Source organism: Algoriphagus antarcticus, assembly GCF_002150685.1.
Lineage (GTDB): Bacteria > Bacteroidota > Bacteroidia > Cytophagales > Cyclobacteriaceae > Algoriphagus > Algoriphagus antarcticus.
Genome location: NZ_MSSW01000068.1, coordinates 38,890 through 59,611 on the forward strand (window position 1 = coordinate 38,890; position 20,722 = coordinate 59,611).

Below are 20,722 nucleotides of genomic sequence, written 5' to 3' on the forward strand. Positions count from 1 at the left end.
TTGATGATTATTTAAATCCCAAATTCTACCTGAAAAGTAGCAAACCAATAATTATCCAAGTTTATAACTTCGATTTGTCCATTACTCCAAGCATAGCCAAGATTGCCCTGAAGCTTGATTCGATGTCCGTTGAGATATCTGGAACAGCCTAATGCTGCTTCCTCTAGCCTGTTTTCATATTCACTTATTTCCTTCTCAGGACGTACGGATGCATATCTTAAAGCCAATTCAGACTTCCTAGAAATCATTTTACTTAGTTGCATGTTTGTACCAATTCCAACAAAGACTGCTTTAATGTCACCTTCTTCATTCTGCGTGATCGGATCGTTTGCGCCTCGCTTAAAAAACTCCGCCATAGCTCCCCATCCAGCATATTTAAACATGGCATCGGTAATAAATACATTCAGATCTCTACCCTCATACAGTTTAGATCCCAACTGCCCTCTTGCTCGGTGTGCATTTTCATTCCAGTTAAAGCTCATACCAAATGAAAGCTTTGGAGTCTCTTCAAATTCCAGATCACCTTCCGAGTAATCCCCGTTGTTTTTGAACGTACCGAAGGGCAAATACTCTAGCCTTCCCGTATAGCTCAGCCCTCTGTCTCCCACAGATGGATTTCTTCCTTCACCAGTGTTAATCGCACCTTTAAGTTGGAACTGAGACTTCCCTTTGGTCTGATACGTGTAATATCCGAAAAAGCCAAAATCCCGATCCAGCGTAAAAAAGCCATTGGCGATGGATCGATCAGCAAACTGAAGATTACCTGAACTTACTACTCGCTCTCTATTCCCTGGTAGCTTTGATTGTCCAAAACCCAGGTAAAAATTGGGTTTTACATAATAATACACGATCGCATCCCGTATGGGCTGCGCATAATCTCCAGATTCCAAATCCAAATCTGCTTTAGAAAACCCTAATTGTATATAGTATTGAATTCGAGGACTGAGCACATAGCCATCAAGTCGGAGTCGGAGTCTTCGAATCCGGAAATCTATTCGTTCAATCTCTAAATCCTCACCGCTGGAGGTATTGAAACCGAAACGGTTTTGCATTCTGAATCTCAGATTAAGTAGAAAAAGGGAATCCTTTGAAATACTTATTCCATTTTTCACATTGATGAGCGCCCGTTCATCTGATTCATTCTGTGCAAAAGAATCCTGAGTAACAGATAAGATAAAGGCAAAACAAAAGCAAAGGAAAACTGGGAGTTGATACTGCTTTTTCATGGATTAAGGGCAAGAAAAAAGCCGTAACGGAATCGCTACGGCTTATAATTGGATTAGTATTATTAGGCTTTCGCTTTGATCAGGTTGAGTGCTGATCCTGCTTTAAACCATTCTATTTGACCTTCATTGTAGGTGTGATTCACTTGGATAGTATCAGAAGACCCATCCGTGTGGTTCAATACCACTTGCAATTGCTTACCCGGAGCAAATGTAGTCAAGCCGATAATATCTATAGAATCGTCCTCCTGTACCAAATCATAGTCAGCAGGATTAGCAAAAGTCAGTCCTAGCATACCTTGCTTCTTCAAGTTAGTCTCATGAATTCTAGCGAAAGATTTCACCAAGATCGCTCGTACTCCAAGGAAGCGGGGCTCCATAGCTGCATGCTCTCTAGAAGATCCCTCGCCGTAGTTTTCATCACCTACCACGATAGAACCTACTCCGTTAGCTTTATAATCACGCTGCGTAGCTGGCACTTCACCATATGCGCCAGTCAGCTGATTCTTTACCGAATTGGTAGCATCCGTGTAAGCATTGATGGCTCCGATAAGCATGTTGTTAGAAATATTATCCAAATGTCCTCTGAATCTTAACCATGGTCCAGCCATAGAGATATGATCCGTGGTACATTTCCCTTTTGCCTTGATCAGCAGTTTAAGACCTTTCAAATCTGTTCCTTCCCAAGGCTTGAACGAATCCAATAACTGAAGACGATCAGAGGTAGGGCTTACCACAATAGTCACTGAAGACCCATCTTCTGCCGGTTGCTGATATCCGGCATCTTCTACTGCAAATCCTTTTGCAGGCAACTCAAGTCCACTAGGCTCATCCAACATGACCGATACGCCATCTTCATTTGTTAAGCTATCAGTCATCGGATTAAAAGTCAAATCACCGGCAATTGCCAATGCAGTCACGATTTCAGGAGAAGCTACGAATGAGTGCGTGTTTGGGTTACCGTCAGCACGCTTCGCAAAGTTTCTGTTGAAAGAAGTAATGATCGAGTTTTTCTCCTGCTTTTCAGCTCCATGACGAGCCCACTGACCTATGCAAGGTCCGCAGGCGTTTGCAAGAACTACACCGCCCATTTGACCGAAAGTATCCAAGAAACCATCTCTATCGACAGTAAATCTTACCTGCTCAGATCCTGGAGTTATGGTAAATTCAGACTTAGCCACAAGCTTTTTATCTACCGCCTGCTGAGCTAGAGATGCTGCTCTGGAAATATCTTCGTAGGAAGAGTTAGTACACGATCCGATCAAACCAACTTCCAATTTTGCTGGCCATCCATGTTCTTTGACAGCAGCAGCAAATTTAGAAATAGGCCAAGCCAAATCAGGTGTGAATGGACCATTTACATGTGGCTCCAATTCAGAAAGGTTGATCTCGATTACTTCATCGAAATAAGTAGCTGGGTTAGCATAAACTTCCTCATCACCTGTAAGGTGCTCCGCGATTCCATTTGCCAATTCAGCCACATCAGCTCTGTCGGTAGAACTTAAATAAGCTGCAGATTTTTCATCGTAACCAAAGATAGAAGTGGTCGCTCCGATTTCAGCTCCCATGTTACAAATTGTGCCTTTTCCTGTAGCAGATAGAGATCTGGCACCTTCACCGAAGTACTCTACGATAGCACCAGTACCGCCTTTTACTGTAAGAATACCAGCTACTTTCAAGATTACGTCTTTGGCAGAAGTCCATCCAGAAAGTTTACCTATAAGCTTAATCCCAATTAATTTCGGGAATTTCAACTCCCAGGGAAGTCCAGCCATTACATCACATGCATCAGCACCACCTACGCCGATCGCTACCATTCCCAGTCCACCAGCATTCGGGGTATGAGAATCAGTTCCGATCATCATTCCTCCAGGGAATGCATAGTTCTCCAATACTACTTGGTGAATAATACCTGCTCCTGGCTTCCAGAAACCTAGGCCATATTTATTAGAAACAGAGGCTAAGAAATCATAAACTTCTTTGTTTTTATCTTTTGCTTTGGTCAAATCCTGAGCCGCTCCCACTTCAGCCTGAATCAAGTGATCACAGTGAACAGTAGAAGGCACAGCCACTTGGCTTTTACCTGCTTGCATAAACTGAAGCAAAGCCATCTGGGCAGTGGCATCTTGCATTGCAACCCTATCTGGCTGAAAATCAACGTAAGAAATACCTCTGCCGTATGCCTGTGAAGCAGCACCTTCGCTCAAGTGCGCGTAAAGAATCTTTTCAGTCAAAGTAAGTGGACGCCCCACAGCCTTACGAGCCGCTTCGATACGTTCGGGGTATCTGGCATACACATTTTTGATCATTTCAATATCAAAAGCCATTGTATTGGGATTTTTTGTTTGGTAAAAGTTTCGAATTTTAACGACTGCAAATATAGGAAGTTAGCCCAATAATTTGTAACCGTTCGTCAGGTGTAAAGCAGCCTTTTGATTATTTAAAACTATTTTAGCTTCATAGAGTAGTCTGACAGTTCTATAAAACGACAGTGATTGTTTATCATAGGGAAAACTGACTTTTTTATTTTCTGTAAGGGTTTGCGCAGTTTATTTTTTTAGTCATGATTTATCAGCTATACTTATAGTCCGAAAGGTACTTCGCCCTCGAACCAACTATTTTCCTGCCTAAATGGAGTTTATTCTCAATCCATTTTCAATCACTCTTTTACTGTCTGGATTGCTAGTCGGAGGGCTTTCGCTTTATATAGTATTTACTGTAGTGGGCTCCACGAGGTGGATAGCGCTTACTATGCTCTGCGCGGCAATTTGGGGATTTTTTTATGGACTAGAGTTAAGTGTTTCTACTCTTAGTGCAATGATGTTTTTTATTTACCTACAATACATCGGAATAGCTTTTATTGGGCCTTGCTGCCTGATTTTTAGCTTAAAATACACGAGCTATAAGTCTAAAAACCAAAGCTCCAAAATTGCGCTGATCCTTATAATCCCTATCCTCACTATATTACTTCTACTGACCAATGAAGCTCACCACTTATTTTACAGATCAGTTGGGGTGATAGAGTCCGGCCCTTTCCCAACTTCAGAAATTATAACTGGCCCTTGGTATTACGTTAACCTAATTTACGTTTACTTAACTTTTACCTTTGGAAATACCATCCTCTGGAGGAGATTTAGGTTTTCAGACCAATTATTCAAAACCCAAACAAGATTAATGATATTGGCAGGCATTTTCCCGCTGATTTTTAACCTATTATATCAAACTCATATTTTCAGGCTATTCGAAGTCATTGACTTAACTCCTTTTGCCTTTTTGCTGTCCTACCTGATTTTAGGATTTGCGATTCTCAAATACCAGCTTTTTAGCCTAAAGCCCATTGCTCGCACCAAAGTTATGGAAGCTATTACAAAAGGAGTTTTGGTGCTGGATTCTGAATCCAAAATTGTAGACTTCAACCCAGCATTTATTTCCTTTTGTGCTTCGCCAAAAAAAGTAAAAGTTGCCACCAAAGCTGAAGAACTATTCAAGACTAGAACGGACATCCTTGAGTTAATTGCCATTGAAAAAGCAAATAGTATTGAGAGCAAAGTTAATTTAGGTGATAAAGAAAAATATTTTAGAATTGAAGCGATTCCACTTTTAGACAAAAAGTCTATAAACAATGGTCTAGTTTTGCTTTTTGACGATATCACGGAGCAAAAGTCAATTAATGAGAAGCTTAAAAATCAAGCTGCTGAACTCCAACAGTTAAATGATCTCAAAGACAAATATTTTAGCATCATATCCCATGATCTGAAGGGCCCAATTTTCGGGATCAAAGAACTAATTCATCTTACAAACACTGGGTTGGTTTCCAAGGAAGAGTTTATGGATATGCTCCCGGAAGTCTCTAAGAACATGGAGCAGGTAGCACTTTTACTTGAAAATCTTCTGGCTTGGTCAAGCTCTCAACTTCGAGGTGGAGAAATAGTGAATATTCAGGAATTCGATATCCGCAAAATTTTGAGTCAACAGAAGATTATTTTAGAAAGGATTGCAAATGAAAAGAAAATTGAAATACTCATAGACGCTCAAGCCAAATCGATGGTAAAAGCTGACAAACATATGATCGAACTGGTAGTGAGAAACCTAATCAGTAATGCAATTAAATTTTCCAAGCCAGGAGATAATATCAATATTTCAACTTACGATGAGCTGGACTTTGTCAAGATTTGTATTGAAGATTATGGGAAAGGGATTTCTAGCGAAAATCTATTGAAAATTCGCAATGGAATCTCATTTACCACCACTGGACAAAACAAAGAATCAGGAACAGGTCTTGGCTTAATTTTAGTAAAAGATTACATCCAGAAAAATAATGGGCAATTGGAAGTCTCATCTCTAGAAGGAAAAGGCACTAAATTCTGTATCAAATTACCCCTAGCTAACGGAGAGCATGCTGTTTCCTAGGCCAATTCCAGTAGAAAAGCCATAGTATCCACCTCATCAGCATATTCCCATGGCTCAGGACTTTGCGCGGATCCAAAAGGAATCCTATCAGCTTCATTTCCCACTACGCACTGTATTTTAGCTTTCAGTTTGTCAAGTTTTTCTACCAATTGCGATTCATTTTCATATAACTCGTAAAAGAGAACCGAGATTGGCGAAACCAAGTCCTCGCTTTCTTTCACTAGCAAAAAGCCATTATCCAAATGCTCCTCCAGGTTCACCAGATAAATTGACTTATTGTAATCGTAGTTGTTATGGTATTTGTGATGTAAGCTGATTGTTGAGTAAACTTCCAAAGCTCCCAGTAAATCCTGAAGTTGATCCTTCGACTTCACATATATTTTAGAGACATTCCTACAACCCAATCCATAGTACTGGAAAATATCCCGACCTAAACCTATGTAGTCTTCCGTAGTCTCATTTCCTGAAAGCACAGCTACTGAAGTCCGGTTCTGACGAATCACATGTGCATACTTCCCGAAATAATAATTGAAATACCGAGATGAATTATCGCTGCCTGTAGCTATATATGCATCCATTCCCTTAAGCATCTCTTCGATCCGAATCTGCTTTTCTAGTCTAGGATCTATTTCGATCAGCTTTTTTATGATCCATTTCATCAAAATTTCGTCTGTTGAACTCAACTTTATCACCGCTTGATGCCCTGATAAAATGACACACATCAAATCATGAAAGCCTACTGCAGGAATATTTCCCGCCATCATCAAACCAACTGACTTCGGGTTTTCCACTTCCTTTAATTCATAAATTGAGAGCCAAGCATCTAATTTCTCAGCTGATAACATAAAGGAAATACCTTCGAGAGATGACTCAACAGAATCTTTAGTAAACCAATTGTTATTGTTTTCGGCTCTCCAAAGCAACTCCTCTTTCTCGTCTGAACTTAATTCTTTGATGGCTTTTCCAAGTTTGAGAAATGCTGATATACGTTCTGCTGGCTTCATGTGATCGAATTATGGAGGCAAATTTAGCTCTTTTGACAGGAAGGAAACTTAGAATCGAATTAAATTAGTTAGTATGACAACTTTTTTATTGCCTCACAGTTTTAAGGTTGTTACTTTTGAGCATTAAATAATTGAAGTTATGGCTATAATGATTACCGACGAATGCATCAATTGTGGTGCATGCGAACCAGAATGCCCAAACACTGCGATCTATGAAGGTGGCGTAGAGTGGACTTGGGGTGGCGGTACTACTTTGAATAAAGTCACTTTAGAAGACGGTACTGTCGTAGATGCAAATGAGAAGCAAGAGCCTGTATCGGACGAGTTCTACTATATCGTGACCGATAAGTGTACAGAATGCAATGGTTTTCATGAAGAACCTCAATGTGCTGCCGTATGTCCAGTAGATTGCTGTGTGGATGACCCTGATCACCGTGAGTCAGAAGAAGAACTACTTGCGAAGAAAGCAATGATGCATGGCGAATAAGCCACATACCGCATATTGAACCCATAGACACACTAAGTTTTAATCAGATTTTCAGCAAATTTTATTTGTGAAAAGGGATACTGATTAAAATAATAAGTGTCTGGCTTGAATTATCGGTTCTAAATGTTTTATCTTAGGTCGTATTTTAACTAACCTTATTCATATAACATACAGAATTGTGGAAGATCAAAGAGGCTATGATAGAGAGGAGATTTTCTCTAAAAAAGTAAAAGCAGGTAAAAGAACGTATTTTTTTGATGTCAAATCTACTCGCTCAAATGATTACTATCTGACTATTACAGAGAGTAAGAGAAAAATGAACGGTGAGAACTTCACTTACGAAAAGCATAAAATTTTCCTTTACAAGGAAGATTTCTTCAAATTTGCGGAAGCCCTCAATGAATCGGTAAATCACGTGAAAAACGAACTTCTTCCTGATGTTGATTTCGAGCAGTACGAAAAAGAAGAATCTCAATCAGAATATAACGATGAATTGAAGTGGGAATAATCCACTTAGATTTGCCAAAGCTCTAGTTTCAAAATAGAGAAATAGTATATTAGAGGAGACAGTAATGTCTCCTTTTCTTATTTCAGAATATGCAGCGTTTTTTCGTTTATCTCTTTCTATTCATTGCAGTTTTCCTGCTATTTGGCTGGTATTTCTCCAATATCACTCTTTACTTAATTATTTCGTTAATTCTAGCCGCTCTTTTGCGCCCGCTGACTAACCATCTAAATGACTTCCACTTATTAGGACAGCATATCCCCAGATGGTCTGCAATACTCCTATCCTACTCGGCAATAGTGCTGCTGATGGTTTTGCTAAGCTTCCTTTTCTTCCCGCTGATCAATAACCAAATAATTATTCTGAGTGAGTTAGATCTAAACGGAATTTATGAGCAAATCCAAGTTCCTGTCACCAGAGTAGAGGGGTTTCTCTTTCGGCATGAATTACTAGAAACTCAGCCTGGATACTTATTTGGTCGCTTGAAAACCAGTATGATCGACATGATCACAGGATTTGACTTCACCTCATTCATAGGTGGTGTCATCAATACCACGAGTAGCCTTTTTATAGGAACAATGGCTATAGCTTTTATCAGCTTTTTCCTTCTTTTGGAAAATGGCCTATTGCGAAGAAACCTACTAAACTTGATACCAAACCCTTATTTTGAACTTTCGGTAGCGACTTTTACCAAAGTAGAAAAATTACTCTCCAATTACCTTTCTGGTCTCTTACTACAAATGCTGGCGATTTTCTCTTTAGCTAGTTTTGGCCTTACCGTCATGGAAGTGGAATATGCCTTAACTATTGCACTATTTGCGGCAGTGGCAAATCTAATTCCATATGCAGGGCCATTACTTGGTGCTACATTTGGGATTATCGTCGGGATTTCTTCGGGGACATTTGAAACCAACAGCGAGTTAAATTACCTGATCATTAAGATACTTTCGGTCTTTGGCTTAGTCCAGATTACTGACAACATATTTCTACAGCCTATGATCTTTTCTAAATCTGTGAAAGCACACCCCCTTGAAATATTTGTTGTTATCTTTGCCGGGGCAAAAATCGCCGGCGTAGTCGGGATGATATTTGCCATACCGCTTTATACCATCTTTAGAGTTTTCATTTTGGAATTCTACAAGGGGTATAAATCTTACAGAATATTTCAAATAAAATAACGAATTAATGGCATTACAATGTGGCATAGTAGGGCTTCCAAACGTAGGAAAGTCCACTCTGTTTAACGCCCTATCTAGTGCGAAAGCTGAAGCAGCTAATTTCCCTTTTTGCACTATCGAACCTAATGTGGGTGTAGTTACAGTACCAGACAAAAGACTTCAAATTCTTGAAGAACTTGTCAATCCGCAACGAGTTCTTCCGACGGTGATAGAGTTTGTGGATATCGCGGGCCTTGTAAAAGGCGCTAGTAAAGGTGAAGGACTGGGAAATAAATTTCTTGCAACTATCCGTGAGGTAGATGCTATAATCCATGTGATCAGATGCTTTGATGATGAAAACATCGTCCACGTCGCTGGTGGTGTAGATCCAATTTTCGACAAGGAAGTGATCGATACTGAGCTTCAATTAAAAGATCTGGATTCCGTGGAGAAAAAAATCCAGAAATCAGAAAAGGTTGCGAAGTCTGGTGATGCCAAAGCAAGAAAAGAACTGGAAACACTAGTGCTATTCAGACAAGCGCTGACAGATGGTAAAAATGCGCGTTCTGTAGATGTGGACAAGGAAGAATTAGAAGCAGTTCGTGATCTGCATTTATTGACCATCAAGCCTGTAATCTATGTAGCCAATGTGGATGAGGAAAGTCTGCATACTGGCAACAAATATGTAGATAAGCTTAAGGAAGAAGTGAAGAATGAAAATGCTGAAGTGATTATACTTTGTGCAGCTATAGAAGCCCAAATCGCAGAGTTTGAGGATCCTGAGGAGAAGGAAATGTTCCTTGGAGAATATGGTCTGAATGAAAGTGGATTGAACAAATTGATCTATGGTGCGTATTCACTACTACACTTGATTACCTATTTCACTGCTGGAGTACAAGAAGTTAGAGCTTGGACCATCAAGAAAGGATGGAAAGCACCTCAAGCTGCCGGAGTAATTCATACAGATTTTGAAAGAGGTTTCATCAAAGCTGAAGTAATTAAACTAGCTGAATATCAGAAATTCAAAACTGAAGCAGCTTGCCGAGAAAACGGTAAAATCGCCATCGAGGGTAAGGAATACGTCGTTCAAGATGGTGACATTATGCATTTTAGATTTAATGTGTAACATTTTCTCAAAAAAAATGATAATTTTGCAATTGCTTGTTCACCCCAAACGTTACAATTTTATCTTATTTATTGTCTCATTTTATTTTTAATTTACCGTGAGAGTTAGACTAATATTTTCCCTAAAAAACAAGGGTTCCTATTTACCATTCCACCATCAGTACATACTGGCGCAATTCCTCAAAGGATTAATTGTGAAAGGTGGTAGAGAAGAGTTTTACAACTATAACTATTTCAACTTCTCTGGTCTGAAAGGCCAGACTAAAGTTAGTAGAAGTGGCTTGCATTACTATTCCAGTTTGGTTACCCTAGTGCTGTCTTCCCAGAGTGAAGACTTCATGGACTACTTGCTAGAGCAGGTTTTTGCCACCCCAAAAATCGAACTTGGCAACCTAATTATGGTTCCTGAATACACTGAAATAGAAGTAGAACCAGTATTGGAGACTTCAAACAAGTTTGTTTGTATTTCACCATTGGTATTGATCACTCCTGCATTCAATGAAGAAGCGGGTAAGCGATTCATTAACCCGGACAGCGATGAGTTTTCCGATTTGCTCTATGAATCGACGCTTACTAGAATGGAGCGATCTGGCTGGTACACTGCCGAGCAAATGGAAACTTTCTACAAGTTTCAAGTTGTGCCGGATATGGTTTATGTAAATAAACTAAAAGAAGCCCAGAAAAAATTCGCAAGAATCTATGCCGTTTATGACATGGATGTGAAATACGAAGTTAGAGGGTACACCCTTCCAATCACTTTGTATGCAGCTCCTGAAGTTCAGGACTTCGTATTCAAATGTGGTTTGGGCGCATTTACGCATAAAGGTTTTGGTATGCTAGATTTGGCTAATCACCCAACTGGCCCTAGAACTACGACTTACAAATTCAAAAGAGAGGGATTTGTTCCTTACAAGCCAAGTGAGCGTATACGCGAGAATGTCGCGCCACTTCCTGAAGAGAACAAAGAAGACTCCTCGCCTACAGAAGAATCATAAAAAAATCCCTTCCGTTTATTCGGAAGGGATTTTTTCTTTTTGTCACTTTTAGCAGCAAATTCATAAAGGTTTTCGCACCGATCGCTGTATGTTGATTTGTTTTACACTTTTAGAATGTGTGGCAAATACTCAACTATGAAATAGTAATTTTCACCAAGATGAGCTGATTTTTCTATCTGTAATCTTGGCTATTTCTCTGTGAATCTAACATCTTAAGTCTCGAATCCAATTCCATTAAGTCTAAGGACTATAAACTTATTCAGGCCTAGATGCCAATCTAATAATCTCCGCATCTTCCTTATTGAGCTTAAGTAACGTTTTGATCCGCTCAGGAGTAGGTTTGCCAAAAGAGAAAAAGAAAAGTGCGGTCGCAAAAATTACATTGTAAATAGCTGATCCGAATAGTAGCAAGCCAGCGGAGCAAAGCATTGCAACTATGAAAAGCATCAGATACCGATCACGAGTTGCTTTTGCATAGATTTTTAGCTTGATCAATAAATCCTCGGTTTGGAAAACTGCCTTTACTCTTTTTCGAAACAGTAAGTTTTGAGCTACTAAAAGGCCAATTCCTGCTCCTGATAAAATCTGCCCAACAAGTATCGGCAATTCAGGGAGATCCCATGTTAGTTTTCCAGAAGATTGATACAAATAGATCATCCCGAAAATGGGGAGAACCAATATTAAAAGTATCAAAATAAGCTGATCGAGGTTTTTGTAAACCTTCCTGTATTCCTGAATTTCCAAAATGGGAGTTTTAGTAAGATAACCTGAATTACTCAATCGTGATCTTCACATCATCCGTCAATGGATGCGATACACAGCACAGCACATAACCTGCCTCTATTTCATTTGGACTCAAACCAGCATCTTCATCCATCTTGACTTTTCCACTAAGCAATCTGCCTCTACAAGCAGTGCAAAGTCCACTTTGGCAACTATAAGGCATATTGAGATTCTGTGCAAGTCCAGCTTCTAGGATGGTTTTATCTGGTGATACAGTGACAGCACACTCCTCGCCTTCCAAAATGACCTTCACATCTCTGGTCAAAAATGCGCCTGTAATCCCGTGAGCAGCATCATCATGCGCTTTATCGGCAGCTGCAGAATAAAAACTCTCACGGTGTACTTTTTGTCTATCCACCCCCAACTCATCCAAAACTGCAACCACATTATCCATGATTCCTTCTGGCCCACAAGCGAAATATTCCTTATCGAAATCTGGCTCCGACTCGGCTTTTTTAGCAAATTCAAGAATGCTTTCCTTCGTCAACCTTCCTTTCAAACCAGCCCATGCTTCATTCGGTTGGCTCAGATTATGAATCACTTCCAGTCTATCTGTATTCTTCCCTACCAATGATTCTAATTCCTTTTTGAATATAATTTGATCTTCATTTCGGCTACAGTAAAGCAAAGAAACTTTAGAATCTGGCTCATTCGCCAACACAGATTTCAAAATACCCATAATTGGGGTGATTCCACTACCAGCGGCCACTAAGAAAAAATGCTTTCTATTTTTGGAGTGAAAATCAGTCGTAAAATTCCCCAAAGGCTTTAGCACATTGATTGTCTTTCCAGGGAAAACTCGCTCGTTCAGAAAATTAGAAAATTTACCCTTTGGAACACGCTTTACAGAAATACCCGGAAATGGATCTACATACGGCGAAGTACAAAGGCTGTAGGATCTCCGTTGCTCTTTGCCCTCAAAATCCATCACAAGCGTCAGAAACTGACCTGGCTTATAATCAAGAAATGGCTCCGGCTGCTCAAAATACAAGGTGACCGTATCTTCTGTCTCTCTTACTACCTCCCTCACTTTTAGTGGCAAATACTGTGGCGATTTTACCTCTTCCTTCTTTTTCTTAAATAAATTGAACATTCCTGATCTGAGCTTTTATCTGTTTAAACGGTTGCAAAAATAACCCGCAAAGCCAAATATTCTGACTTGTAGCTGATTATTTGCTCATCATAACTCAGATAATGCCTCAGTGGTTCGAATTATTCGAAGGTTATTTCCCCAATTAGGCTAATCAAAACCGATCTTTTGGCTTCAAAAAACTAACTTTGAAGCTTTCTGAAACTAAATTGATTTAAAGAGATGGAATTAAACGCATTGACCGCAGTGACCTCTGTAGATGGACGCTATGCTGGCAAAACTGCTCCTTTGAGAGCCTATTTTTCTGAGTTTGCGCTTATCAAATACCGTGTGCATGTAGAAGTAGAGTATTTCATCGCGCTGTGTGAACTTCCATTGCCTCAACTGAAAGATTTTGATCGAAGCCTTTTCGAGAATCTTAGATCCATCGTTACTGACTTTTCGCTTGCTGATGCAGACATTATAAAAGGCACTGAAAAAATCACAAATCATGATGTGAAGGCTGTAGAGTATTTTCTGAAAGAGAAATTTGATGGACTGGGACTCGCGGCGCACAAGGAATTCATACACTTTGGCCTGACGTCACAAGACATCAATAATACCGCCACGCCTTTGATGCTGAAGGATGGTTTGAATGAGGTGATTTTACCACAACTGGATGCTTTAATTGACAGACTACAAGTGTTGGCAACTGATTGGAAAGATATCCCAATGCTGGCAAAAACGCACGGACAGCCTGCTTCGCCTACCCGTCTGGGAAAAGAGATTGAAGTGTTTGTGGTTCGTCTCACTAAGCAACTTATACTACTAAATCACATTCCTTTCTCTGCAAAATTTGGCGGAGCCACAGGAAATATGAATGCGCATCATGTGGCATATCCAGAATACGAATGGAATGAGTTTGCTTTCCAATTTGTAGGGGAATATCTGGGATTGGAAAGAAGCTACCCTACTACTCAGATTGAGCATTATGATAATCTTGCAGCTATTTTTGATGGATTGAAAAGAATCAATACTATCCTTTTGGATCTTTCTAAGGATGTTTGGCAGTATGTAGCAATGAATTACTTCAAGCAAAAAATCAAGGCTGGCGAGATTGGATCTTCAGCCATGCCACATAAAGTCAATCCGATTGATTTCGAGAACGCAGAAGGGAATTTGGGCATAGCAAATGCGCTTCTGGAGCACCTAGCTGCAAAACTGCCAATTTCTCGATTACAGCGTGATTTGACTGACAGCACAGTTTTGAGAATCATCGGGGTCCCGCTAGGGCACATGTTGATTTCATTTGAATCCTTACTCAAAGGTCTAGGCAAACTTGAGCTGAACGAAGCTGCTATCCATGCTGATTTGGAAGAAAACTGGGCTGTGGTAGCTGAAGCTATCCAAACGGTATTGAGAAGGGAAGGCTTCCCTAAACCTTACGAAGCGCTAAAGGATCTTACCAGAACAAATACTAAAATCACTGAAAAATCAATCTCCGAATTCATCTCAAATCTTCCAATTTCGGATGAGTTGAAAGCTGAGTTGAGTGTGATTTCTCCATTTAACTACACGGGTATTTAATTAATATCTGACAACCGGGGCGGCTAGGATGCTTTCCCGCCGCGTTTGATCAAATGATCAGACTTTTATATAGGCTTGAGGTTTCAAGATTTGGTGACATTTCATGCAGCCTTAAGCTTATCCTTTTTCATTTTACCTAGTGTTTTCCGCTGTACAAATTAATTACTGGCAAAATAGCGTGTATTCACATAACATTGAATTGCAGACACAACAATTGCTTCCGAATGTTAATTTTCTGATAATTAATCATTACTTTAATTTTACAAAACAAAAAAAGCATTTCACACTTATTTGAATGCTGTTAATTATTTCAAACCCTATAATGATTATAAGCCATGAAAACAAAAAAATCAATCAAACCTGATTCAGAAGATCAAGCTACAACCTCAGCGAATGACGCTGTCAAAAATATCTCAGAATTAGGCAAAACAGAACTTATAAGAAAAAAGAGAGTAGATCCAGGAATAGCTTAATCTAGGGCCTTCACTGAAGCTATCGCCGGTATTTAGACGGTCTGTGAGTGACACGGACCGTTTTTATTTTATATTCTTTCATGGTCTTTTCCCTCTTAGACTGTTTTTACTTTTCAATAGTAATACTCTCACCACCTTTCGTGCCCCAAGAATGGCAAAACTATATACCTGCCAGTTCTTAATCATTTAGTTGTATTACTCACACTGCTGAAAAAAAGTCAACCCTTCAACCTCTAGGTAAAAAAAGCTCTGCCATCATACATCGGACTGAGCCTCCTCCCAGCTTTTCGATAGTTGGAATACTTGGACTGATGATAGTAGTGTATTTTTCTATCAGTTGGATCTGTCCAATATTCAGTGAATCAAGAGCAGTTTCTGATATTACTGTGAATTTCTCTCCTCCATCATTCCCTACTTCCAACATATTTCCGGCGAAACGAAACTTTTGTTTTGAAGTGATCGGCACTACTTTTTTGCCCGCTTGAGTCAAGCTTTTTTGCACCGCCTGCTTTTCGGAAGCTTTCGGTATACTATCCAAACAAACCACGGCCAAATCAGACCCTACGTGCATCATTACATTGGTATGGTAAATCGGTGTGGACATTCCATTAACCTCTTGCAGTGCATGGAATCCAACTACTTTGTACCCAAGAAGCTTACCTACATATTCAAGAGGGATTTGATGCGTACGCTCTGAATAGCAGGCATAAATTGTCTCGGACTGATGATCCATTACCATGCTTCCAGTCCCCTCCAAGTACTGCCCATCTTCTTCGAAAAAGCTCAAGTCTATAATCTCCTCCACTTTAAACTTGCGCTTCATTAAGTTCTCGATCAAGTCCTTTCTGCGCTCCAATCTCCTTGCAGGAGAATACATAGGATACAAAATCAACTTTCCATCAGGATGTGTGCTAAACCAATTGTTAGGAAATATAGCATCTGGCTTGACAGGTTCAGAAGTATCTTCCTCCACGATCACACTTACGCCCTGATCTCTCAGCATAGCCACAAAGGCATCGAACTCTTTTTGGGCCAGAGTATTGATTTCATCAGCAGACCTAGCATCTGCTTGCTGATAAAAGTTATTCCCAGCGGTTTCAGGATTGAATCCGAAATTCGCCGGGCGAACCATCAGAATATTGGAGGAAGTCTGCATAAGTGCTATTTGGCGGTGTACTTGTATAGTACGGGGACCAAATCGAATCGTTTTTCACTAAGAGTGTAATAAGCTTTACCGCTAGGCAAGAAGCCAATTGCTTCTCCCTGAGGCTCTGGGGAGTAAGGTAACTGAATCGGTTCTCTACTCATGGCTTTCATCACGGTTTCTCTTGGATTTCTCTTCCAGTAAAAGATAGTAAGGTAATTTTTTACCAGAATTTGACTACCATCAGCCGAGATATCCGCTGCGGTAGCACTTGTAAATGGGAGTTTATTCAGTTCTTCTAGTTCTGCCTCACCATCTCCAAATTTATCTGCCGGTAACCGATATAGGGTATTAAGGCTATCTCGCTTAGAAAGAATGAAAATATCTCCTGAAATGGGATCAACCATAAGCGATTCTGCATCTCTCGCTCCTCCTGGATATTTGAGTGTGGTTTTTTGAGGAATTACCTGGGTATTTGGGTTGATATTTTCTGGTTCCGGAATTCTATAAATGACTACTTCTTCGTGAACAGCATTATTATCTCCGATTTCTCCAACATAAATATAAGACCTACCATCTACCCCTGGACCAATAGCGATATCCTCCCAATCTCTGTTTTTCGTCCCAAGGAATTCAATTGTACCCACACTATTTCCTAGGGAATCTAATAAATAGACAGCAGCTTCTCCGCCACTATCGTTGTGAACATAAATCACACCCTTCAATATTCGGCTACAGACCATACCCGAGATCTCATCGAGCCTTTCGTCTTGCAGTGTGGCAACAGCAACTCCTTCACCGAAACTTGTATCAATTTCTTCCTGAGCATTGACACAAGAAAATGAAAAAAATAAGATGATAATTAGTACATTTATTTTCATGGGATCGCTTTAAATTCAGGCTAAAAGTAAATAAAATGCGGAGTAGCCTCGCTATGTAATCAACGCTTGGTTGCTTATTTTTATATTAGTAGACTTGCACCAACTTGAAAAATGGATCCAATACTGAAGAAGATGACTTGGAAAGACGGGATGAACATCCAAATTTGGAATGCTCCTCCTGAATTAAAAGCATTGATTTCATCATGGAAATCAAAAGGATTGATCAATCCTGAAGCAAAGTCGGATTTCATGCTTGCCTTTGTGCAAACAGAAGCCGAAGTGGAAAAATACTTTTTTGAGATGCAAAAACTCGCTCCAAAGGATCAACAAATTTGGATTGCCTATCCAAAGGGCAGTTCCAAGCGATACAAAGCACAAATCAACAGAGATTCTGGTTGGAGTTATTTAGGCAACTTTGATTATGAAGCTGTTCGCCAAATTGCCATCAACGAAGACTGGTCAGCACTTCGATTTCGTAGTACAAAGTATGTCAAAGTCATGACTCGAACGTTCAGCGTGAAAGACAAGAAATAAAAAAACCAGCTCTCAACCCCAATTGAGTCAACATTAGGGACTGAGGCTGCTTTGAAAATCAAATATTGAAAGGCAGCTTATATATTCGCTCTCCATTCATTTGATACATGGCGTTTGCCAAAGCTGGAATGAATGGTGGAACAGGAGGCTCCCCCACTCCCGTTGGTTTAATCTGGCTTTCTATGATATGCACATGAATATTTTTTGGTGAAGCTGGCATTCGAATAATCTGATAGGTATCAAAGTTATTTTGCTGAACCTGCCCTTTGTCAAAAGTGATAGCCGAAGTAGTCGCCAAACTTGTAGCAAACTGGGATCCACCTTCAAACTGAGAACGAATCCGATCTGTATTGACCGCCACGCCACAATCTACTGCATAGTAAACATCAGAAATGACGGTTTTGCCATCACTTCCCTTCTCCAAAACAACGACGCAACCTACATAGGTGAGAAAGCTTTTATGAGCTGCAAAACCCATGATTTTCCCTGCAGACTTGTTAGCAGTCCAATTTGATTTCTCAGCAACAGTTCGGATGACATTTTTCATTCTTCCAGTATTCCACGGATAGTCTTCTATTTTCTCGCCGTAGTTACCATATTCACCGCCAACTATTTCCGAATCAAAAGTAATATCCCTGTCTTCACCCAAAAGCTCAAGCGCATTTTCTACCGCATCTTTTCCTCTTGCTTCAGCGATTTCATCCATCATCGCATGCATTGCGAAAGCATGATGAATATTACTGACAGAGCGAAGCCAACCAATTCGCGTATTCCCAGTGGACTCATGTGACTCTATTCGGATATTGGGAACATCAAAAGGATAGTCAATACAGCCTAAAGCCATTTCCCCATCTGAAGGGTGTAATTCTTCTTTACTGCCTGTAGCTCCGATAGCTGGAAAAACTGTATGGTGATTCCAACCTGTTAAATTCCCTGCCGAATCTAACGTTGCTGTGATTCGCTGTGCACTATGGGAATGAAAAAAGTCAAAATGTAAATCATCTTCCCTTGTCCACTGAACCCGAACAGGGGCTTTTGCGGCCTTTGAAAGCAGCGCTGCTTCCACTACAAAATCCGGCTTTGATTTTCTTCCAAATCCACCGCCGAGCAAGGTTACGTTTACTTTGACCTTGGCAATATCTGCTCCTATTGCAGCAGCTACTGCACCTCTAGCCCACTGTGGATGTTGACTTGGTGCCCAAACTTCGCAGGAACCATCTTCCTTGACGTCAGCGATTGCCGCAGGTGGCTCAATGGTTGCATGAGCATAGTAAGGAGCTTCGTAAGTTCTTTCCAAAGTTTTAGAGGCCGATCTTCCAGCTGCATCAAAATCACCTCTTTCTCTTCTTACTTTTCCATTGCTTTTGGTACTCTCAAGCATTTCAGCTTGCTGCTGATCTGAGTTATAATTTTGGTTTTCTCCCAAATCCCATTCGACCTCCAGTGCATCTCGTCCTTTGATGGCAGACCAAGTATTATCTGCAATCACGGCAACTCCTTCAAGTGCTTTGTCTAACCCGGGAGGAAAGCCAGAGCCTTCGATTTTCACTACCTGGACGACACCAGGTACTGCCAAAGCTTTTTCATCATTATAGGAAATTACTTTTGCTCCAATTACAGGCGTTCTCTTCACCACAGCTATTTTCATGTTAGGTAAATCAACATCCGCTCCAAATACTGCTTTACCGCTAGTAATGTCTTTCAAATCATAAATCGGCACGTCTGTACCCATCAGTTTATACTTCGAGAAATCTCTTAATTTCACATCCTCAGGAGCTGGTACTGGAGCATCTTTAAGTTTTCCTACCAAATCTCCAAAGCTAATTTTCTTTCCATTACCTGCATGGACTACCATGCCATTTTGAGTATCACATTCAGAAGGCTCCACTCCCCAATCAGCTGCTGCTACCGAAATCAACATGTGCCTAGCTGTAGCCCCAGCTTTTCTCATCGGTTCATAGAACATCCGAACTGAGAATGATCCATCGGTATTTTGGTTACCGTACTTATCTTCATCACCTTCAGCTTGGATGATTTTGATTTTTGACCAATCGGCTCCGAGTTCATCAGCCAGAATCTGTGGTAGCGTAGTGCGGATTCCTGTGCCCATCTCAGATCGATGTGCTACCAAAGTCACCTCATTATCTGAATTGATACTGATATAGACGTTTGGCGCAAAATTAACGGATTCACCTTCTGAACCTGAGGACTCAAAACTCACTCCTAGGAATAGTCCCCCTGTTGCAAGTGAACCTAATTTTAAAAAGTCTCTTCGCGAAGGTGCAAAAACCTTACTTTGATCTTCTCTTTTTTTGTTTTTCAGAAATGGGATATTTGGAAGCATGGATGTAGTTTTTGTGTGGAAAAATTAAAGCGACTTTGAAGCAGACGTGATCGCTTCTTTGATACGGTTATAAGTACCACATCTGCATAAATTCCCAGCCATCGCCTCCTCGATTTCTAATTCGCTAGGACTAGCATTTGAATTCAATAAGGCTGCAGCATTCATTATCTGACCTGATTGGCAATACCCACATTGTGGCACGATATGTTCCACCCATGCCTTTTGAATGGGATGATCTCCATTTTCCGACAGCCCTTCGATGGTCGTGACACTACCCTCTGCTACAGCAGAAACCGGCAAAGAGCAAGATCTCACTGCAACTCCATCCAGATGCACAGTACAAGCTCCGCAAAGAGCCTGACCACACCCATACTTAGTTCCTTTCATTCCAAGAAGATCTCGAATTACCCACAAGAGTGGCATATCCTCTACGGCATTCACTTCCTTGCTTTTTCCGTTAATTGTCAAGTAATATTTTGGCATTTTGAGTTTATATGTTAGGTAAAATAATTCTGCTTCAATAATTTAATTAAACACCGACAAGCCCCGCTTTTGTAATTAAAGGGATTGGCTTTCATTCGTCAAATTTTAAATGAGACCTTCCAACAACTTCAAAGGCTTCATTAATTTTTACAAGGAGTAAAACTGTAATCCTAGTTTCTTTAAAGCTTAATTTCGACCAAAACGTTTCGATTAATTTTGCTATTCATGAGGCATAGGATCGAGTAATAAAAAGTAACGAGTAATAAATTACTAAATTCATTTGGTATTACTGTTCTTCTGACCATTAATTCATTTTTGATCAGATTTTTAGAAAAATAAGTACCTGAATGTGAAGCAAAACCAGTCACAACTCAATAAAATCATAGTTTTTTCATGATTGTAGTTTGGAATAAATGGAATAGCCTCCTACATTTGCATCACCAATTCGGAACAAGCTCCGGATGAAAGACAAAATTCCTTCTTAGCTCAGCTGGTTAGAGCATCTGACTGTTAATCAG

The 20,722-nt window shown here is 40.2% G+C and carries 18 protein-coding genes; 9 read left to right on the forward strand and 9 right to left on the reverse strand.

All coding sequences use genetic code 11. The features are described 5' to 3' along the window. Window positions 1–11: 11 nt before the first annotated feature. On the reverse strand, window positions 12–1,226 hold the full coding sequence (locus BVH04_RS20280) for a porin (RefSeq protein ID WP_086543293.1): 1,215 nt from the start codon (window positions 1,224–1,226) through the stop codon (window positions 12–14). 62 nt (window positions 1,227–1,288) lie between these two features. After that, window positions 1,289–3,550 carry an aconitate hydratase gene (locus tag BVH04_RS20285; protein WP_086543294.1) on the reverse strand — a complete coding sequence of 754 codons (2,262 nt, stop codon included), beginning with the start codon at window positions 3,548–3,550 and terminating at the stop codon, window positions 1,289–1,291. A 304-nt stretch (window positions 3,551–3,854) separates the two neighbouring features. Here BVH04_RS20285 and BVH04_RS20290 point away from each other — a divergent pair, with 304 nt between their 5' ends. Continuing rightward, on the forward strand, window positions 3,855–5,633 hold the full coding sequence (locus BVH04_RS20290; protein ID WP_086543295.1) for a sensor histidine kinase: 1,779 nt from the start codon (window positions 3,855–3,857) through the stop codon (window positions 5,631–5,633). On the opposite strand, the gene BVH04_RS20295 is transcribed toward BVH04_RS20290, so the two are convergent. Continuing rightward, window positions 5,630–6,637 (reverse strand): acyl-CoA reductase, encoded by a 1,008-nt coding sequence (locus BVH04_RS20295; protein WP_086543296.1) that lies wholly within the window; start codon window positions 6,635–6,637, stop codon window positions 5,630–5,632. The genes BVH04_RS20290 and BVH04_RS20295 overlap by 4 nt on opposite strands. Window positions 6,638–6,776: 139 nt before the next feature. On the opposite strand from BVH04_RS20295, the gene BVH04_RS20300 reads away from it, so the two are divergent. The 5 genes from BVH04_RS20300 (at window position 6,777) to cas6 (ending at window position 10,906) form a co-directional block, all read left to right on the forward strand. Beyond that, a complete protein-coding gene (locus BVH04_RS20300) occupies window positions 6,777–7,124 on the forward strand; it encodes a 4Fe-4S binding protein (protein WP_086543297.1) in 348 nt (115 codons plus the stop codon). A gap of 178 nt (window positions 7,125–7,302) precedes the next feature. After that, complete coding sequence (locus BVH04_RS20305; protein WP_086543298.1) at window positions 7,303–7,632, forward strand: DUF3276 family protein; 330 nt, start codon at window positions 7,303–7,305, stop codon at window positions 7,630–7,632. An 89-nt stretch (window positions 7,633–7,721) separates the two neighbouring features. Next, the gene (locus BVH04_RS20310) at window positions 7,722–8,807 is read left to right on the forward strand and encodes an AI-2E family transporter (RefSeq protein ID WP_086543299.1); all 1,086 of its coding nucleotides are present in this window, start codon (window positions 7,722–7,724) and stop codon (window positions 8,805–8,807) included. A gap of 7 nt (window positions 8,808–8,814) precedes the next feature. Beyond that, on the forward strand, window positions 8,815–9,912 hold the full coding sequence (ychF, locus tag BVH04_RS20315) for a redox-regulated ATPase YchF (RefSeq protein WP_086543300.1): 1,098 nt from the start codon (window positions 8,815–8,817) through the stop codon (window positions 9,910–9,912). A 97-nt stretch (window positions 9,913–10,009) separates the two neighbouring features. Then, window positions 10,010–10,906: a CRISPR-associated endoribonuclease Cas6 gene (gene cas6, locus BVH04_RS20320; RefSeq protein ID WP_086543301.1), complete on the forward strand. Its 897-nt coding sequence runs from the start codon at window positions 10,010–10,012 to the stop codon at window positions 10,904–10,906. Window positions 10,907–11,161: 255 nt separating this feature from the next. On the opposite strand, the gene BVH04_RS20325 is transcribed toward cas6, so the two are convergent. Together BVH04_RS20325 and BVH04_RS20330 are read right to left on the reverse strand one after the other, a co-directional pair. Beyond that, on the reverse strand, window positions 11,162–11,650 hold the full coding sequence (locus tag BVH04_RS20325; protein WP_140160629.1) for a hypothetical protein: 489 nt from the start codon (window positions 11,648–11,650) through the stop codon (window positions 11,162–11,164). A 28-nt stretch (window positions 11,651–11,678) separates the two neighbouring features. Continuing rightward, window positions 11,679–12,782, reverse strand: a complete 1,104-nt coding sequence (locus BVH04_RS20330) for a ferredoxin--NADP reductase (protein ID WP_086543303.1) — start codon at window positions 12,780–12,782, stop codon at window positions 11,679–11,681. 219 nt (window positions 12,783–13,001) lie between these two features. Between BVH04_RS20330 and purB the strand changes: the two genes are divergently transcribed. Both purB and BVH04_RS25550 read left to right on the forward strand, forming a co-directional pair. Next, window positions 13,002–14,345: an adenylosuccinate lyase gene (gene purB, locus BVH04_RS20335; protein WP_086543304.1), complete on the forward strand. Its 1,344-nt coding sequence runs from the start codon at window positions 13,002–13,004 to the stop codon at window positions 14,343–14,345. Between the two features lie 335 nt (window positions 14,346–14,680). Continuing rightward, window positions 14,681–14,818: a hypothetical protein gene (locus BVH04_RS25550; RefSeq protein ID WP_169714472.1), complete on the forward strand. Its 138-nt coding sequence runs from the start codon at window positions 14,681–14,683 to the stop codon at window positions 14,816–14,818. 226 nt (window positions 14,819–15,044) lie between these two features. Here BVH04_RS25550 and ctlX read toward each other — a convergent pair whose 3' ends face one another. Together ctlX and BVH04_RS20345 are read right to left on the reverse strand one after the other, a co-directional pair. After that, the gene (gene ctlX, locus BVH04_RS20340; protein WP_240510998.1) at window positions 15,045–15,974 is read right to left on the reverse strand and encodes a citrulline utilization hydrolase CtlX; all 930 of its coding nucleotides are present in this window, start codon (window positions 15,972–15,974) and stop codon (window positions 15,045–15,047) included. A gap of 5 nt (window positions 15,975–15,979) precedes the next feature. Beyond that, window positions 15,980–16,843 (reverse strand): hypothetical protein, encoded by an 864-nt coding sequence (locus BVH04_RS20345; protein WP_086543306.1) that lies wholly within the window; start codon window positions 16,841–16,843, stop codon window positions 15,980–15,982. Between the two features lie 111 nt (window positions 16,844–16,954). Between BVH04_RS20345 and BVH04_RS20350 the strand changes: the two genes are divergently transcribed. Next, entirely contained in the window at window positions 16,955–17,377 is a 423-nt protein-coding gene (locus BVH04_RS20350) for a hypothetical protein (RefSeq protein ID WP_086543307.1), read from the forward strand. A gap of 58 nt (window positions 17,378–17,435) precedes the next feature. Here the strand turns inward: BVH04_RS20350 and BVH04_RS20355 are convergent, their stop codons facing one another. Further along, window positions 17,436–19,721, reverse strand: a complete 2,286-nt coding sequence (locus BVH04_RS20355) for a xanthine dehydrogenase family protein molybdopterin-binding subunit (protein ID WP_086543308.1) — start codon at window positions 19,719–19,721, stop codon at window positions 17,436–17,438. Window positions 19,722–19,745: 24 nt separating this feature from the next. Then, the gene (locus BVH04_RS20360; protein WP_086543309.1) at window positions 19,746–20,204 is read right to left on the reverse strand and encodes a (2Fe-2S)-binding protein; all 459 of its coding nucleotides are present in this window, start codon (window positions 20,202–20,204) and stop codon (window positions 19,746–19,748) included. Window positions 20,205–20,722: the final 518 nt, after the last annotated feature.

Coding starts and splice junctions, on each gene's coding strand:
- BVH04_RS20280 (WP_086543293.1), bottom strand. CDS start 1,226: ATGAAAAAGCAGTATCAACTCCCAGTTTTCCTTTGCTTTTGTTTTGCC.
- BVH04_RS20285 (WP_086543294.1), bottom strand. CDS start 3,550: ATGGCTTTTGATATTGAAATGATCAAAAATGTGTATGCCAGATACCCC.
- BVH04_RS20290 (WP_086543295.1), top strand. CDS start 3,855: ATGGAGTTTATTCTCAATCCATTTTCAATCACTCTTTTACTGTCTGGA.
- BVH04_RS20295 (WP_086543296.1), bottom strand. CDS start 6,637: ATGAAGCCAGCAGAACGTATATCAGCATTTCTCAAACTTGGAAAAGCC.
- BVH04_RS20300 (WP_086543297.1), top strand. CDS start 6,777: ATGGCTATAATGATTACCGACGAATGCATCAATTGTGGTGCATGCGAA.
- BVH04_RS20310 (WP_086543299.1), top strand. CDS start 7,722: ATGCAGCGTTTTTTCGTTTATCTCTTTCTATTCATTGCAGTTTTCCTG.
- ychF (WP_086543300.1), top strand. CDS start 8,815: ATGGCATTACAATGTGGCATAGTAGGGCTTCCAAACGTAGGAAAGTCC.
- BVH04_RS20330 (WP_086543303.1), bottom strand. CDS start 12,782: ATGTTCAATTTATTTAAGAAAAAGAAGGAAGAGGTAAAATCGCCACAG.
- purB (WP_086543304.1), top strand. CDS start 13,002: ATGGAATTAAACGCATTGACCGCAGTGACCTCTGTAGATGGACGCTAT.
- BVH04_RS25550 (WP_169714472.1), top strand. CDS start 14,681: ATGAAAACAAAAAAATCAATCAAACCTGATTCAGAAGATCAAGCTACA.
- ctlX (WP_240510998.1), bottom strand. CDS start 15,974: ATGCAGACTTCCTCCAATATTCTGATGGTTCGCCCGGCGAATTTCGGA.
- BVH04_RS20345 (WP_086543306.1), bottom strand. CDS start 16,843: ATGAAAATAAATGTACTAATTATCATCTTATTTTTTTCATTTTCTTGT.
- BVH04_RS20350 (WP_086543307.1), top strand. CDS start 16,955: ATGGATCCAATACTGAAGAAGATGACTTGGAAAGACGGGATGAACATC.
- BVH04_RS20355 (WP_086543308.1), bottom strand. CDS start 19,721: ATGCTTCCAAATATCCCATTTCTGAAAAACAAAAAAAGAGAAGATCAA.
- BVH04_RS20360 (WP_086543309.1), bottom strand. CDS start 20,204: ATGCCAAAATATTACTTGACAATTAACGGAAAAAGCAAGGAAGTGAAT.